This is a genomic window from Marinobacter koreensis (genome assembly GCF_023156285.1).
In the GTDB taxonomy this organism is placed as follows: Bacteria; Pseudomonadota; Gammaproteobacteria; order Pseudomonadales; family Oleiphilaceae; genus Marinobacter; species Marinobacter koreensis.
Window position 1 is genome coordinate 16,243 of the sequence record NZ_JAKZAJ010000003.1, and the last position, 13,835, is coordinate 30,077.

Sequence of the window (13,835 nt, forward strand, 5' to 3'; positions counted from 1 at the left end):
AGGGGGCGGAAGACAGGAAAGGTTGATGCTCCCCGGCCCATTCCTGCTGGAGAACACCGTGTTCGATGTCATCCGATACGCCGTTGCCGCCGATTCCATTATCGAGGCCGGCCGCTTTCTCTATCAGCGTGGCTGGTCCCCGGCAACCAGCAGCAACTACTCCGAACGCATTGATGGTCAGCACATTGCGATTACCGTATCCGGCCGCCACAAGGGGCAGTTGTCCGCTGGAGACATCATGGTTGTGGACCTCGACGGCCGTGCGGTACAGAGCAATAGCCGGTCGTCGGCGGAAACCCGTCTGCATACCGTATTGTACCAACTGTTCCCGGAGGTAGGGGCGGTACTGCATACTCATTCCGTGAAGGCGACGGTACTGAGTCGGTTGATTGCGCCGGGGCACTCGCTGGAACTGGAGGGCTACGAGCTGCAAAAGGCGTTCGCCGGCGTAGAGACCCATGAATCCGTGCTGACCGTGCCCGTTTTTGCAAATACCCAGGATATTGATGCGCTCGCCGAAGAGACAAAAAGCTGGTTCCGTGATCACCCCGGTCAGCCCGGCTATCTGATCCGTGGCCACGGCCTCTACACCTGGGGCAGAACCATGGAGGACTGCCTCCGCCATGTAGAAGCGTTTGAATTTCTGTTTGATTGTGAACTTGAAACCATGAGGGTTCGTCCATGACCACTTTGAGCATTTTTGACCAGGACCAGCCGGATCGTGCCCACACGGTGACCCGGGATACCGCACAGATCCGCGAGCGGCTGGCGGAGCAGGGCATCCGCTTTGAGCAGTGGCCGACCCGGGATCTGCCGGCGGACGCAACACCCGACAGCATTCTTGAGGCCTACGGCGATGAAATCGCTCGCCTCAAGGAGGAATCCGGTTTCCAGACCGCCGATGTGATAAGCCTGAATCCGGACAACCCCAAAAAAGGGGAACTTCGCCAGAAGTTCCTGGATGAACACGTGCACAGCGAAGACGAGGTGCGCTTTTTCGTTCGGGGTAACGGCCTGTTCTATCTCCATCTCGGTGATCAGATTTACGCCGTGCTTTGCGAGAAAAACGATCTGATCAATGTGCCCGATGGCACCCGCCACTGGTTTGATATGGGACCGGAGCCGGCATTTACCTGTATTCGCCTGTTTTCCAACCCCGAGGGCTGGGTGGCCGACTTTACCGGCGAGGACATTGCCAGCCATCTCCCGCGCTATGAGGCGCTTGCGGGGGCCGGCGGATGATCCGGGTGATCCTGACCGACATAGAGGGGACGACCAGCTCGATTTCGTTTGTCCACGATGTCTTGTTCCCGTTCGCCGCCAGGCACCTTCCGACGTTTATTCGCGAACATGGTGATGAACCGGCCGTTTCGGAGCAGCTTGATGAAGTGTCCCGGGTTTCCGGGGTGGATCGAAGCGATCTGGAGGGCCTGATTGACGTGTTGTCCGGCTGGATCCGGGATGACCGCAAAGAGACCTCCCTCAAGGCGCTCCAGGGAATGGTCTGGGAGCAGGGGTATCAGGAAGGCGAGCTGAAAGGTCACATCTATCCGGACGCCGCCGACTACCTTCAACGTTGGCATGATCGGGGGCTGAGGCTGTTCGTATATTCCTCGGGATCGGTCAAGGCCCAGAAACTGATTTTTGGATTTACGACCGAAGGGGATTTCACCCCGTTCTTTTCCGGGTATTTTGATACCCGGATCGGCGGCAAGAAAGAGGCGGCGTCGTACCGCAACATCCTGGGAGAGCTTGGCGTCGAGGCTGGCACCGTACTGTTTCTTTCTGATGTGGAAGCAGAACTGGAAGCGGCCGAGAGCGCCGGCATGAAAACAGCCTGGCTGGTGAGGGACGGCGATCTGCCGGAAACCGCCCGCCATGTCGCCCGAAACTTTGCGGAGGTGGATACGCTGCTGCGCAAGCGTTGATCCTCCGGTATCCGGAGACAGCGATCATGATACGGGCATACCATACTCTGAGGTTTCTGCCGCTCCTCCTGTTTCCGCTGCTCTCCGCCTGCAACCCGTTCTCCGAAGCCCGCCCCATGATGGATGAATATGTGGAGCGGGTGGCCCGCGTCCTCGAAGCGGAACCCCGGTTATCGCCCCTACCAACGGCGGATCAGATTCCCCGCCGTCGCGACCGGGTGTTGGAAATGCCCGAGCTGGAACTGGGCATGCTGGATTTTCTCTCGCTTTACGGCTGTGAGCTTCAGCATGTGGTTGGGGAGAAGAATTCGGTCATGGGGCGGGTTATGCAGCCTCTGAATCGTCTTCGCTACGAACTTCGATTCATCCATGCCGCCCGGGCATGTATCGGGGAGATCGACGACAAAGATCTGAAAGACACGCTCAAAAAGGCCATCGAGAGTAAGCGCAAATCGCTCCCCATCGCGGTCTGGAACGGTACCTGGGGTGTGGAAGAGATCGAGACCCTGTTTACGTTGGCCAAGGGTACCTATCCGGTGGCTGCAGCGGGCGACCCTGTATCGGACCTGGCGAGAGAAGTCAGCCGTCTTGATGTTGCCGTAAAGAAGCTGGTTGCCGGGGATCTGGACGTGTCTCTGGATTTCGCCGGAGAGGTCCAGCAGCGCTGGCAGGCGGAATACCGTGCCGGTCAGCTGATCAACAGCGCGAACCTGCTCGTCACCCGGTTACGGGATGCAACCCGGGTCATTCGCTCCAGGCTTGAGGATCGTCCGCTGTGCCTCAACAGCAAGCCCAATAATCAGTCGGACATTGTCAAGGGCATGTTTTTCAGCGTGTACGTTGAGAAGGTACAGCCCTATCTGGCGGATGTACGTCGAGCCAGGGATGAGCTGATGGTGCCGCTCGGTCGCCTTGCGACACTGCAGCAGGCGACCATGCCGGATGCGTTCGAGGGCTGGTACCAACGTTATTTGTCCATGACGGGAGAAGGCAGCCTCTGGCGCTCTCTGGACATTGCGATGAGCATGCATACCAAAGCCTGGCAGGACCTGTTGGGCCAGTGCGGTCTGCGCCCGGGCGCCTAGCGCTGGCTTTCGGGAGTCACCCGCAGGATTTCCTCTACGGTGGTCTGCCCGGCTGCCACTTTCTGTGCGCCGCTCAGTCGAAGGGACTTCATGCCTTCCTTGTAGGCATCCAGCCGCAACTGTTCCAGTTGACACTGCTCGGTGATCTGCCGGTTCAGGTTGTCCGAAAGCGTCATGATTTCGTAGACGCCTGCGCGGCCAAGATAGCCGGTATTTCGGCATTCGAGGCAACCAACGGGTTCGTAGAAGGTCTTCGGTGCCGGTGCTTTCCAGGGCCGGGTCAGGGTCCGCCAGGCCTCTTCGTCGACCGGAGCCGGGTGTTTGCAATGAGGGCACAGGGTTCTTGCCAGTCGCTGGGCCATCACGCCGAGCACGGTTGCGCGTATCAGGTAGGGCGGTATACCCAGTTCCATCAGCCGGGTAATGGCGCTGGGGGCATCGTTGGTGTGTAACGTGGTGAGCACCAGGTGGCCCGTGAGCGCCGCCTGGACCGCCATTTCGGCGGTTTCCAGATCGCGGATTTCCCCGATCATGATGATGTCAGGATCCTGTCGCAGCAGTGCCCGAATCCCTGCCGCGAACGTCAGGTCGATGTTGGTCTGCACCTGCATCTGGTTGAATGCCGGTTCCACCATTTCAATCGGGTCCTCGATCGTGCAGATATTGAGTTCCGGCGAGGATATCTGCTTGAGCGTGGAATACAGGGTGGTGGTTTTTCCCGAACCGGTAGGGCCGGTGACCAGCACAATGCCGTGGGGATGGGCGGTGATGTCGTGCCAGCGTTCCTGGTCGTCTTTGCTGAAGCCCAGTTGCTCGTAAGATTTGAGCAGGACTTCCGGATCAAAGATCCGCAACACCATTTTCTCACCAAACGCCGTCGGCATGGTCGCGAGACGCAGCTCCACCTCGCTGTTATCCGGCTTCCGGGTTTTGATCCGGCCGTCCTGTGGCCGCCTCTTTTCTGCCACGTTCAGGCGCCCGAGAATCTTCAGGCGACTGGTCACGGCTACCCCGACATGCTCGGGAAACTCATAAACGTTGTGAAGAACGCCGTCAATCCGGAACCGGACGCGGGTCAGGTTCCGCCGGGGCTCGATGTGGATGTCCGAGGCCCGCTGGTCAAACGCGTACTGGAGCAACCAGTCGACGATCCGAACCACGTGCTGATCATTGGCATCCGGATTTTCATTGGTGCCCAGGTCCAGAAGCTGTTCGAAGTTCTGGTTGCCGGACCCGGCAGCCTGGCCACTGGCTTTGCTCACGGAATTGGCGAGTTGGTAGAACTCGACCGTGTACCGGCGAATATCCTCCGGATTGGCCACAACGCGTCGGATATCGCGGCGAACCGCCTGCTGCAGGTTGCTTTCCCAGTCGGTTTTGAACGGTTCGGCGCTGGCGACGACCACTTCGTTGGCATCGATTTCGACGGCCAGTATGCCGTGGCGTTGGGCAAAGGCGTAGGACATCACCCGGGCAATGGCCGGTGAATCAATCTTCAGGGGGTCTATGTGATAGTACGTTTGCCCCGACCAGTCAGCCAGCCAGCGGGTGAGGCGCTCAAGGTCCAGGGGCCGACCGTCCTGCTCGCTCTTCAGTCCCGCGATGGCAATCAGCTCCAGAGGATGTCGCTTCCCGGCCTCCCGGTTTCCTGTCGCTGTGCCCAGATTGGCGGACATGACCCTCTCGGCATCGGCCTGGCTGATCTCCCCGGTCCGCTCAAGGGCAGTGCAGAGCTCCCGGAGTGACAGGGCCGCGCCGCTGGTACGCTGGGCTTCAAAGCGGTTTTGTTGCACCATGAATCTTGACTCCGGAAAGGGGTTCTGGAAGTTCTGTCAGCCTGCTGAAGGCCGGTTGACCTTGAGATGGATCATGGCGCTGACAAACAGCAGGAAGGTCAGCGCCGTGAGCATGACCGGTCCTGGTGCACCCTCGCTGAGCCACGCCGAAACGACTGCCTGGGTGAAGTAGAAGATCACCACGAAGGCCATCCAGATATAACCCCGGTTATGGCCCCGGAATACCGGAACCGCGAACGCCAGCAGCGGAACAAGCTTTACCGACAGCATCAAGGTGACCGACACTCCCTCGACAGGCGCCGGATAAAACGTGGTGACGACGAGAGTGGCCAGTACCGCCAGGTACAGCAGGATGGTCACCCGGGCCGTCAGTTTGGCCGTTTCATTTTGAAGCATAGAGAGATCCGGTTCAGAGAATCGACAGAACGTTTTCCGGCGGGCGGCCCATAGCCGCTTTGCCGTCGTGGATGACAATCGGGCGCTCGATCAGTTTCGGTGTGGTTACCATCGCCTTGATCAATGCCTGCCGGCCGAGATCGGGATCGTCCAGCCCCATCTCCTTGTATTCCGGTTCCTTCGTACGCATCAGTTCGCGTGGTTCACAATCGAGCAGATCGAGGATGCGTGTGAGCTCCTCCACTGTCGGAGGTGTTTCGAGGTAGCGTATAATCTCCGGTTCGATGCCGCGCTCTTTCAGGAGTTCCAATGTTTGTCGTGATTTGGAGCAGCGGGGGTTGTGGAAAATCCGGGTCGGTTCTGTCATCTTCGGGCCTGATTTTGTCTGAGTGAGATCAGCGGGTTATTCAAGGCCCGTAGTCTAACAGGAGGCGTAAACGTGCAGTACCCCGTTTCGGTCTGGCCCGGTCGATGGCTGATCGCTGTTGTGATGGTCATTCTTTCGGCTCTGGCGGCCGGATGTCAGAAACAGGAATTTGCGCGTGCCGACGGCCCGAAGCTGAATTGGGACAATCTTCGTAACCAGTGGGTTCTGGTTAACTACTGGGCTGAGTGGTGCAAGCCCTGTCGAGAGGAAATTCCCGAGCTGAACAACCTGGATAAAGCACCGGATATTGCCGTGCTCGGTGTGAATTTCGATGGCGTAACGGGTAAGGATCTGAGCGACATCGGCGCCCGGATGGGCATTGAATATACAATGCTCGAGGAGGATCCCGGCAAGCGCTTCGGGTGGGAAACTCCCATGGCCTTGCCAGCCACGTTCATTATCAACCCGGATGGCGATCTGGTCGAAGTCAGATTCGGCCCACAGACAGAAGCGGACATCCGATCGCTGATTGGCGGTTGACCCGTAACAACATTCAGAAAACCAGCAGGAAAAGCCTTACGTTATGGCGCAGACCTTCGTACATCTTCGCGTACATTCCGAATACTCCATGGTGGACGGCCTGGTTCGTGTGAAACCGCTGGTCAGTCGCGTTGCGGAGCTGGGTATGCCGGCGGTCGGCCTGACTGAGCAGTCCAACATGTGTTCGCTGGTGCGCTTCTACAAAGCGGCGGTGGGGTCGGGCGTCAAGCCCATAATCGGTGCGGATCTGTGGCTGGAGAATCCCGATGAGCCTGACAACCCGTTTCGCCTGACGCTACTGGCCCGCAACAATGACGGCTATCTGAACCTGACCGAAATCATTTCCCTGGGCTACACCGAGGGCCAGCGGTTCGGCAAGCCCATTATCCAGCGTCGATGGCTGGAGGCGCGGGCCGACGGCCTGATCGCGTTGTCCGGTGCCAAACAGGGTGATGTCGGCAAGGCACTGCTGGCTGGCAAGCCGGAGCTGGCCCGCGAACGTGCCGAATACTGGATGAAACTCTATCCTGACAGCTATTACCTCGAGCTTCAGCGTACCGGACGTCCGGGTGATGAAGACTGCCTGCATATGAGCGTGGAACTGGCCGCAGGGCTGCAACTGCCGGTGGTGGCCACCAACGACGTGCACTTCCTGGAGGCAGACGATTTCGAGGCCCACGAGGCGCGTGTCTGTATTGGCGAGAGCCGGACGCTGGATGATCCGCGCCGGGACCGCCGCTTCAGTGATCAACAGTATCTTCGTAGTGCCGAGGAAATGATCGATCTGTTCGAGGATATTCCTGAAGCCATCGAAAACACCGTTGAAATCGCCCGGCGATGTTCCGTGAAGGTCCGGATGGGGGAGTATTTCCTACCGAATTATCCCATTCCGGACGGGCTGACAATGGACGATTATTTCCGTCAGGTGTCGGAGGAAGGGCTCGAAGCCCGGCTGGAAACCATTCTCGACCGAGAGGATCCGGAGTACGAGGAAAAACGGGCCGTCTACTACAAACGGCTCAACTTCGAGCTGGACATCATTATCCAGATGGGGTTCCCGGGCTACTTCCTGATCGTGATGGACTTCATCAAATGGGCCAAGAACAACGGTGTGCCGGTTGGGCCTGGCCGTGGTTCCGGCGCCGGTTCACTGGTGGCCTACGCCTTGTTGATTACTGACCTTGATCCTCTGGAATACGATCTGCTGTTCGAGCGCTTCCTGAATCCGGAGCGGGTCTCGATGCCGGACTTCGACGTCGACTTCTGTATGGAAGGCCGGGATCGGGTCATCGACTACACCGCCGAGAAATACGGCCGGGAAGCGGTGTCGCAGATCATTACTTTTGGAACCATGGCTGCCAAGGCGGTGGTAAGGGACGTGGCGCGGGTGCAGGGCAAATCCTATGGGCTCGCGGATAAACTATCCAAACTGATTCCATTTGAAGTGGGCATGACCCTGGAAAAGGCCATCGAGCAGGAGCCCCAGCTCAAGGAATTCCTGGAACAGGACGAAGAGGCCCAGGAAATCTGGGAGATGGCCCTCAAGTTGGAAGGGGTGTGCAGGAACGCCGGCAAGCACGCCGGCGGCGTAGTCATCGCACCCACCAAGATTACCGACTTCTCGCCACTGTACTGCGATGACGAAGGTGGCAGCCTCGTTACCCAGTTCGACAAAGGCGACGTAGAGGAAGCCGGCCTGGTCAAGTTCGACTTCCTCGGTCTGCGGACACTCACGATTATCAAATGGGCCCTGCACATGATTAATCCCCGGCGCGAAAAGCGTGGCGAGGGGATTCTTGATATCAGCGCCATCCCGCTGGACGACAAGCCGTCCTTTGAAATGCTCAAGCGTGCGGAAACCACGGCGGTTTTCCAGCTTGAATCCCGTGGTATGAAAGACCTGATCCGCCGTCTTCAGCCCGACTCCCTGGAGGACATGATCGCCCTGGTGGCCCTGTTCCGTCCTGGTCCCCTTCAGTCAGGCATGGTGGATGACTTCATCGACCGGAAGCACGGTCGTCAGCCGATGTCCTATCCGCACCCGGATTATCAGTACGAGGGCCTGAAGCCGGTGCTGGAGCCCACATACGGGGTCATCCTCTACCAGGAGCAGGTCATGCAGATTGCCCAGGTGATGGCCGGGTACACCCTGGGCGGTGCTGACATGCTCCGGCGTGCAATGGGCAAGAAGAAGCCCGAGGAAATGGCCAAGCAGAAGGCGATTTTCCTGGATGGCTGCGAGAACAACGGCATCGATAAGACGCTGGCCGAGAATATCTTTGATCTGGTGGAAAAATTCGCCGGATACGGCTTCAACAAGTCCCACTCGGCGGCCTATGCGCTGGTTTCCTATCAGACGCTCTGGCTCAAGGCCCATTACCCGGCGGAATTCATGGCGGCGGTGCTGACCGCTGATATGCAGAATACCGACAAGGTTGTGACGCTGGTGGAGGAGTGCCGGAACATGAAGCTGGATCTGGTCCTGCCGGATGTCAGCCGTTCCGAATACACATTCACCGTCAACGACGAGGGCCAGATTGTTTATGGTCTGGGCGCCATCAAGGGGCTTGGCGAAGGTCCGATCGACAGTATCGTGGCGGCCGCGAAAGAGGGGGGGCCGTTCGAGGATATCTTTGATTTCTGCCGCCGCGTTGATCTCAAGAAGGTGAACAAGCGGGCGATGGAAGCCCTTATTCGGGCCGGTGCCATGGACAAACTCGGTCCGGGCCGTGCCCAGTTGATGGCCAGCATCGACAAGGCGGTTCAGCAGGCTGATCAGCAGTCCCGCAACGATGCGGCCGGCATGATGGACATGTTTGGTGAAATGCTGCAGGGCGGGGAAGACGGAGACCTCTACGCGGATGTGGCGAACGTCCGTGAGTGGCCGGAAAAACAGCGGCTGAAAGGTGAGAAGGATACCCTCGGCCTGTACCTGACCGGTCATCCGTTCGATGAGTACGAAAAAGAAGTTCGACGATTCGTGCGCTCGTCCATAGCCGACCTCAAGCCGAACAAATCGCCCCAGAGGGTAGCGGGCCTGGTGGTCGCCCAGCGCACCATGAAAACCCGCACCGGCTCCACCATGTGCTTTATTACGCTCGATGACCGCAGTGCCCGTATTGAGGCCACGTTGTTCTCTGAAACCTTTTTCGAGAACCGGGAGCTGCTGCAGTCGGACCAGGTGATCGTGGTGGAAGGTCAGGTCAGTCACGATGACTATTCGGGACAGATGAAGATGCGGGTCAACTCGGTGCTGGACGTTGCGACGGCGCGCCAGCAGTTCAGCCGTGGCCTGAAACTCGCACTCAAGACGGACCAGCTGCAGAATGGCCTGTTGGACAAGCTGGACGAGACACTGCGCCCCTTCCGCTGTGACGGCAGTCCGGTGTGGATTGAATACAGCAGCCCCCATGCCAGAACCCGGATCGAGCTGGGTGAGTCCTGGCGGGTGCAGCCCGATGACAATCTCCTGTTGGAGCTTCGGTACCTGGTGGGCGACCAATCCGTGGAACTGGTCTATGATTAAGCCACGCAGGCTCTGGAAATGCCGGTAGAGTCCAGCTCCTGAAACGGCTAAGTGGTTCATGAATTACGGTTTTGTCATAAAACGGCATCATACCAATGTCCGCTTTAGCCGGGCTTCGGGCGCTGTTATCTTTGTCCCAAATTCTGGTTTTGGCGACCCGCGTGGTCGTCAGGCAATCAAATGATGGAACATCATGAACCCTAATTACCTGGATTTCGAACAGCCGATCGCCGACCTCGAAGCCAAGATTGAAGAGCTTCGAATGGTCGGTAACGACACCGACATCAACATTACCGACGAGATCAGTCGCCTCAAGAAGAAGAGCGTCAGTCTCACGGAAAGCATCTTCTCCGATCTTCAGCCATGGGATATCGCCCGCCTGGCGCGACATCCACGGCGTCCCTATACACTCGATTACATCGAAATGATCTTCGACGATTTCGATGAGCTGCACGGGGACCGCCGCTACGCTGACGATCTGGCCATCGTGGGTGGTACCGCCCGACTGAACGACAAACCGGTCATGGTGATCGGTCACCAGAAAGGTCGTGAAGTCCGGGACAAGGTGAAACGGAATTTTGGCATGCCGCGGCCGGAAGGTTATCGCAAGGCCCTGCGCCTGATGGAGATGGCTGAGCGTTTCAATATGCCGATTCTGACCTTCATTGATACTCCTGGTGCCTATCCCGGCATTGGCGCGGAGGAGCGTGGTCAGAGCGAGGCCATCGCGTTCAACCTGGCAGTCATGTCCCGCCTGAAAACCCCGATCATCTCCACGGTGATTGGTGAAGGTGGTTCTGGCGGGGCCCTCGCAATCGGTGTCTGCGATCAGCTCAACATGTTGCAGTATTCCACCTATGCGGTCATCTCCCCCGAGGGGTGTGCCTCCATCCTCTGGAAAAGTGCGGAGTATGCCGCGCAGGCGGCGGAGGCCATGGGCGTGACGGCCGATCGCCTGAAGGATCTTGGACTGGCGGACAACGTCGTTGCCGAACCACTGGGCGGTGCCCATCGCAACCCCGAGGCCATGGCAGAGTCACTGAAAGAGACCCTGGCTCAGGGCGTGGCCGAGCTGGCGCGCTTGCCGCAGGATGAGCTGGTTTCCCGCCGTTACGAGCGCCTCACCCGCTATGACACAGGGCGATAAGCCCTCTGAAGCTTATGCCTGGCCGGAGGTTCTTTGCGCTTCGGTCAGGTCGCTTCCCGAACACCGGACCCTCTGGATTGCTCTGAGCGGCGGTCTGGATTCTACCCTCCTGGCACACCTTGCTGTCCGTTGTTATTGCCCGACCCACGATGTCCGGGCGATTCACGTCAATCATCAACTCCAGGCCAATGCGGATGCCACAGAGCAGTTCTGTGAGCACCTGTGCGAGAGGCTGGCCATACCGCTGACCTGCCGTCGGGTTGAGGTGCAGCGCTCGGGAAGTCGAGCCGGGGGACTCGAGGAATCCGCTCGCCAGGCCCGTTATGAGGTATTTGAACAGTTGCTGGAGCCTGGTGATCTGTTGCTGATGGCGCATCACGCAGACGACCAGGCCGAGACGCTGCTCTTTCGGTTGATTCGGGGCACGGGGGTGCGTGGACTCGCTGGTATGCCCAGGCAGCGCCCACTCGGCAAAGGCCGGCTCTATAGGCCTTTACTGGATTTTAGTCGCGAGGATCTGTCCGGCTGGGCGGCTGATGCCGGATTGACATGGATTGAGGATCCGAGCAACGCCGATGCGCGATTTGACCGGAACTTCCTTCGGCAGCGCGTGTTACCGCTCATCCGATCCCGTTGGCCTGAGCTGAACCGGAGACTCTCCCACACGGCCAGGGCCTGTGGGGAGAATTCGTTCCTGGCCGATCGGCTGGCGGCACTCCATTGGGAGCAGTGTGCCGATCAGCGGGGTCGCCTGGCGATCGAGCATCTTGCCGGCTTGAGTCCAGTGGAGCGGAAAAATCTTGTGACCTGGTGGATCCGGCGTGCCGGTTACGCTGAACCTTCGCTTCGGGACTGGGGGCAGGTCATCGGCGAGTTGATCGGAGCTCGCCAGGATGGTTCGCCTGAGGTGGTGGGCGACGGATTTGTTATTCGTCGTTTCCAGGGTTGGCTCTATCTGGTGCCGGCGGCGCCGGAGGCGTTGCCGGTAGGTGCTGAATTGTTCCCGCAACAGCCCCTTCGATGGGGTGAATGGTCTATCCGGCTGATTCCCTCAACTGAGCAGAGCCGGCCGAATCCTGCAATACGGGTATCTACGAGGCAGGGTGGTGAAACCTTCCGGCCGTCTCCGCAGGGGGTTGAGCGGCCCTTGAAGAAGTGGCTCCAGGAACACGCGGTTCCACCCTGGGAAAGGGCACGGCTACCGCTGGTTTTCAGGGTGGATGGGGATCGGCAAAGATTGATTGCAATTGGCGATTTGTGGTGTTCTGGTCAATACTCGGGAAGCGCTCCTGCCGCCGGCTGGAGGCTGATTGTCGAGCGGGATTGTGATTGAGTCAGGAGGGGGTTTCTGGTAGTCTGGCGTCCCATCTTGAGATGAACAATCTCCCTCCTTCACCGAACCAGATAATCACGGAATCTGCATGACGCGTTATATTTTCGTCACCGGCGGTGTCGTGTCCTCCTTGGGGAAAGGTATTGCGTCTGCCTCTCTGGCAGCCATCCTCGAGGCACGCGGCCTGAAGGTCACTATTCTCAAGCTGGACCCCTACATCAACGTAGACCCCGGCACCATGAGTCCGTTCCAGCACGGTGAGGTATTTGTCACCGAAGATGGGGCTGAGACGGATCTCGACCTTGGCCACTATGAGCGTTTTATCCGTACCCGGATGAGCCGCCGCAACAACTTCACCACAGGCCGTGTCTACGAAGAAGTCATCCGCAAGGAGCGCCGCGGTGATTATCTGGGTGGCACGGTACAGGTGATTCCGCACATTACCGACGAAATCAAGCGTCGAGTCGTGGAAGGCGCTGCCGGTGTTGATGTCGCACTGATCGAAATTGGCGGCACCGTGGGCGACATCGAATCCTTGCCCTTCCTTGAGGCCTGTCGTCAGCTGAAGGTTGAAGTCGGCCCTCAGCGTGCTCTTTTTATGCACCTGACGCTGGTTCCCTATATCGCCACTGCCGGCGAGATCAAGACCAAACCGACCCAGCACTCCGTCAAGGAAATGCGCTCCATTGGTCTGCAGCCGGATATTCTGCTGTGCCGATCCGAGCACGAGGTGGATGCCAGCTCCCGTCGCAAGATTGCGCTGTTTACCAACGTCGAAGAACGCGCCGTCATTCCGCTTCAGGATGCCAAGTCTATCTATGCGATCCCGCGGATGCTGCATGAGCATGGCCTCGACCAGTTGGTCATCGAGCGGTTCAATCTGGACGCGCGTTCAGCCGACCTGAGCGAATGGGACGGTGTTGTTGAAGCGCTGATGCATCCCGAGCAGGAAGTGACCATCGCCATGGTCGGCAAATACATGGAGCTGCTGGATGCCTACAAGTCCTTGATTGAGTCCCTGCTTCACGCAGGTATCAAGACCCGGACGAAGGTCAACATCAACTACATCGACTCCGAGGACATCGAGCGGGACGGTACCCGGGTTCTGGAGTCGGCCGATGCGATTCTCGTGCCGGGTGGCTTTGGTGAACGTGGAGTCGAGGGTAAGATCCGCACCGTACAGTATGCCCGTGAGAATAAGGTTCCCTATCTGGGTATCTGCCTCGGGATGCAGGTGGCGGTCATCGAATACGCCCGCAATGTTGCCGGTCTCAAAGACGCCCACAGTACCGAATTCCGCACCCACACCCCGGAGCCGGTGGTGGGGCTGATCACGGAGTGGCTGGATTCCACCGGTGAACGCGAGGAGCGCACCGAAGAGTCCGATCTGGGCGGTACCATGCGTCTGGGCGCTCAGGACTGTGTCCTGACCGAGGGATCCACGATCGCCAACTGCTATGGCAAGAAAACCATCCGCGAACGCCATCGTCACCGCTACGAGGTGAACAACCATTTCCTGCCCCAGCTGGAAGGTGCCGGTCTTCAGATTTCCGGTCGATCCACTGACGGAAAACTGGTTGAAGTGGTAGAAGCACCGGATCATCCCTGGTTCGTGGCCTGCCAGTTCCACCCGGAATTTACCTCTACCCCACGGGACGGCCACCCGCTGTTCAAGGGCTTCGTAAACGCGGCTCTTACATATAAACAGGAGGATTGA

General features: G+C 58.7%; 12 protein-coding genes. 9 read left to right on the top strand and 3 right to left on the bottom strand.

Translation table 11 applies throughout. From position 1 onward, the window contains the following. Positions 1–58: 58 nt before the first annotated feature. Genes MLD04_RS08330 through MLD04_RS08345 form a run of 4 tightly spaced genes read left to right on the top strand, consistent with a single transcriptional unit; the run spans position 59 to position 3,013 of the window. Positions 59–685, top strand: a complete 627-nt coding sequence (locus MLD04_RS08330) for a methylthioribulose 1-phosphate dehydratase (RefSeq protein ID WP_248158227.1) — start codon at positions 59–61, stop codon at positions 683–685. After that, positions 682–1,242, top strand: a complete 561-nt coding sequence (locus MLD04_RS08335) for a 1,2-dihydroxy-3-keto-5-methylthiopentene dioxygenase (protein ID WP_248156910.1) — start codon at positions 682–684, stop codon at positions 1,240–1,242. The genes MLD04_RS08330 and MLD04_RS08335 overlap by 4 nt, the downstream gene beginning before the upstream one ends. Continuing rightward, the gene (gene mtnC / locus MLD04_RS08340) at positions 1,239–1,928 is read left to right on the top strand and encodes an acireductone synthase (protein ID WP_248156918.1); all 690 of its coding nucleotides are present in this window, start codon (positions 1,239–1,241) and stop codon (positions 1,926–1,928) included. Before MLD04_RS08335 ends, mtnC begins: the two co-directional genes overlap by 4 nt. Before the next feature lie 26 nt (positions 1,929–1,954). Beyond that, the gene (locus tag MLD04_RS08345; protein WP_248156920.1) at positions 1,955–3,013 is read left to right on the top strand and encodes a DUF3080 domain-containing protein; all 1,059 of its coding nucleotides are present in this window, start codon (positions 1,955–1,957) and stop codon (positions 3,011–3,013) included. Here the strand turns inward: MLD04_RS08345 and tfpB are convergent. The 3 genes from tfpB to arsC are packed head-to-tail and all read right to left on the bottom strand — an operon-like array spanning position 3,010 to position 5,572. After that, entirely contained in the window at positions 3,010–4,809 is a 1,800-nt protein-coding gene (gene tfpB, locus MLD04_RS08350) for a type IV pilus assembly ATPase TfpB (RefSeq protein ID WP_248156922.1), read from the bottom strand. The two genes, MLD04_RS08345 and tfpB, sit on opposite strands and share 4 nt — an antisense overlap. Before the next feature lie 36 nt (positions 4,810–4,845). Beyond that, entirely contained in the window at positions 4,846–5,205 is a 360-nt protein-coding gene (locus tag MLD04_RS08355) for a DUF2069 domain-containing protein (protein ID WP_248156931.1), read from the bottom strand. Between the two features lie 13 nt (positions 5,206–5,218). Further along, positions 5,219–5,572, bottom strand: coding sequence for an arsenate reductase (glutaredoxin) (arsC, locus tag MLD04_RS08360; RefSeq protein WP_248156933.1), 354 nt, complete (start codon positions 5,570–5,572; stop codon positions 5,219–5,221). 72 nt (positions 5,573–5,644) lie between these two features. Between arsC and MLD04_RS08365 the strand changes: the two genes are divergently transcribed. The 5 genes from MLD04_RS08365 to pyrG all read left to right on the top strand — a co-directional run bounded on the left by MLD04_RS08365 (position 5,645) and on the right by pyrG (position 13,835). Continuing rightward, complete coding sequence (locus tag MLD04_RS08365; RefSeq protein WP_248156935.1) at positions 5,645–6,112, top strand: TlpA family protein disulfide reductase; 468 nt, start codon at positions 5,645–5,647, stop codon at positions 6,110–6,112. A 43-nt stretch (positions 6,113–6,155) separates the two neighbouring features. Beyond that, a complete protein-coding gene (dnaE, locus tag MLD04_RS08370; protein ID WP_248156943.1) occupies positions 6,156–9,638 on the top strand; it encodes a DNA polymerase III subunit alpha in 3,483 nt (1,160 codons plus the stop codon). 193 nt (positions 9,639–9,831) lie between these two features. After that, the gene (gene accA, locus MLD04_RS08375) at positions 9,832–10,785 is read left to right on the top strand and encodes an acetyl-CoA carboxylase carboxyl transferase subunit alpha (RefSeq protein ID WP_248156945.1); all 954 of its coding nucleotides are present in this window, start codon (positions 9,832–9,834) and stop codon (positions 10,783–10,785) included. Beyond that, entirely contained in the window at positions 10,769–12,118 is a 1,350-nt protein-coding gene (tilS, locus tag MLD04_RS08380) for a tRNA lysidine(34) synthetase TilS (RefSeq protein WP_248156947.1), read from the top strand. The genes accA and tilS overlap by 17 nt, the downstream gene beginning before the upstream one ends. Positions 12,119–12,206: 88 nt before the next feature. Next, complete coding sequence (gene pyrG / locus MLD04_RS08385) at positions 12,207–13,835, top strand: CTP synthase (RefSeq protein ID WP_248156949.1); 1,629 nt, start codon at positions 12,207–12,209, stop codon at positions 13,833–13,835.

What these genes read in the sequence shown, in the direction of transcription:
- MLD04_RS08355 (WP_248156931.1), bottom strand. Translation starts at nt 5,205, where the DNA reads ATGCTTCAAAATGAAACGGCCAAACTGACGGCCCGGGTGACCATCCTG.
- tilS (WP_248156947.1), top strand. Translation starts at nt 10,769, where the DNA reads ATGACACAGGGCGATAAGCCCTCTGAAGCTTATGCCTGGCCGGAGGTT.
- mtnC (WP_248156918.1), top strand. Translation starts at nt 1,239, where the DNA reads ATGATCCGGGTGATCCTGACCGACATAGAGGGGACGACCAGCTCGATT.
- MLD04_RS08345 (WP_248156920.1), top strand. Translation starts at nt 1,955, where the DNA reads ATGATACGGGCATACCATACTCTGAGGTTTCTGCCGCTCCTCCTGTTT.
- MLD04_RS08335 (WP_248156910.1), top strand. Translation starts at nt 682, where the DNA reads ATGACCACTTTGAGCATTTTTGACCAGGACCAGCCGGATCGTGCCCAC.
- arsC (WP_248156933.1), bottom strand. Translation starts at nt 5,572, where the DNA reads ATGACAGAACCGACCCGGATTTTCCACAACCCCCGCTGCTCCAAATCA.
- tfpB (WP_248156922.1), bottom strand. Translation starts at nt 4,809, where the DNA reads ATGGTGCAACAAAACCGCTTTGAAGCCCAGCGTACCAGCGGCGCGGCC.
- pyrG (WP_248156949.1), top strand. Translation starts at nt 12,207, where the DNA reads ATGACGCGTTATATTTTCGTCACCGGCGGTGTCGTGTCCTCCTTGGGG.
- dnaE (WP_248156943.1), top strand. Translation starts at nt 6,156, where the DNA reads ATGGCGCAGACCTTCGTACATCTTCGCGTACATTCCGAATACTCCATG.
- accA (WP_248156945.1), top strand. Translation starts at nt 9,832, where the DNA reads ATGAACCCTAATTACCTGGATTTCGAACAGCCGATCGCCGACCTCGAA.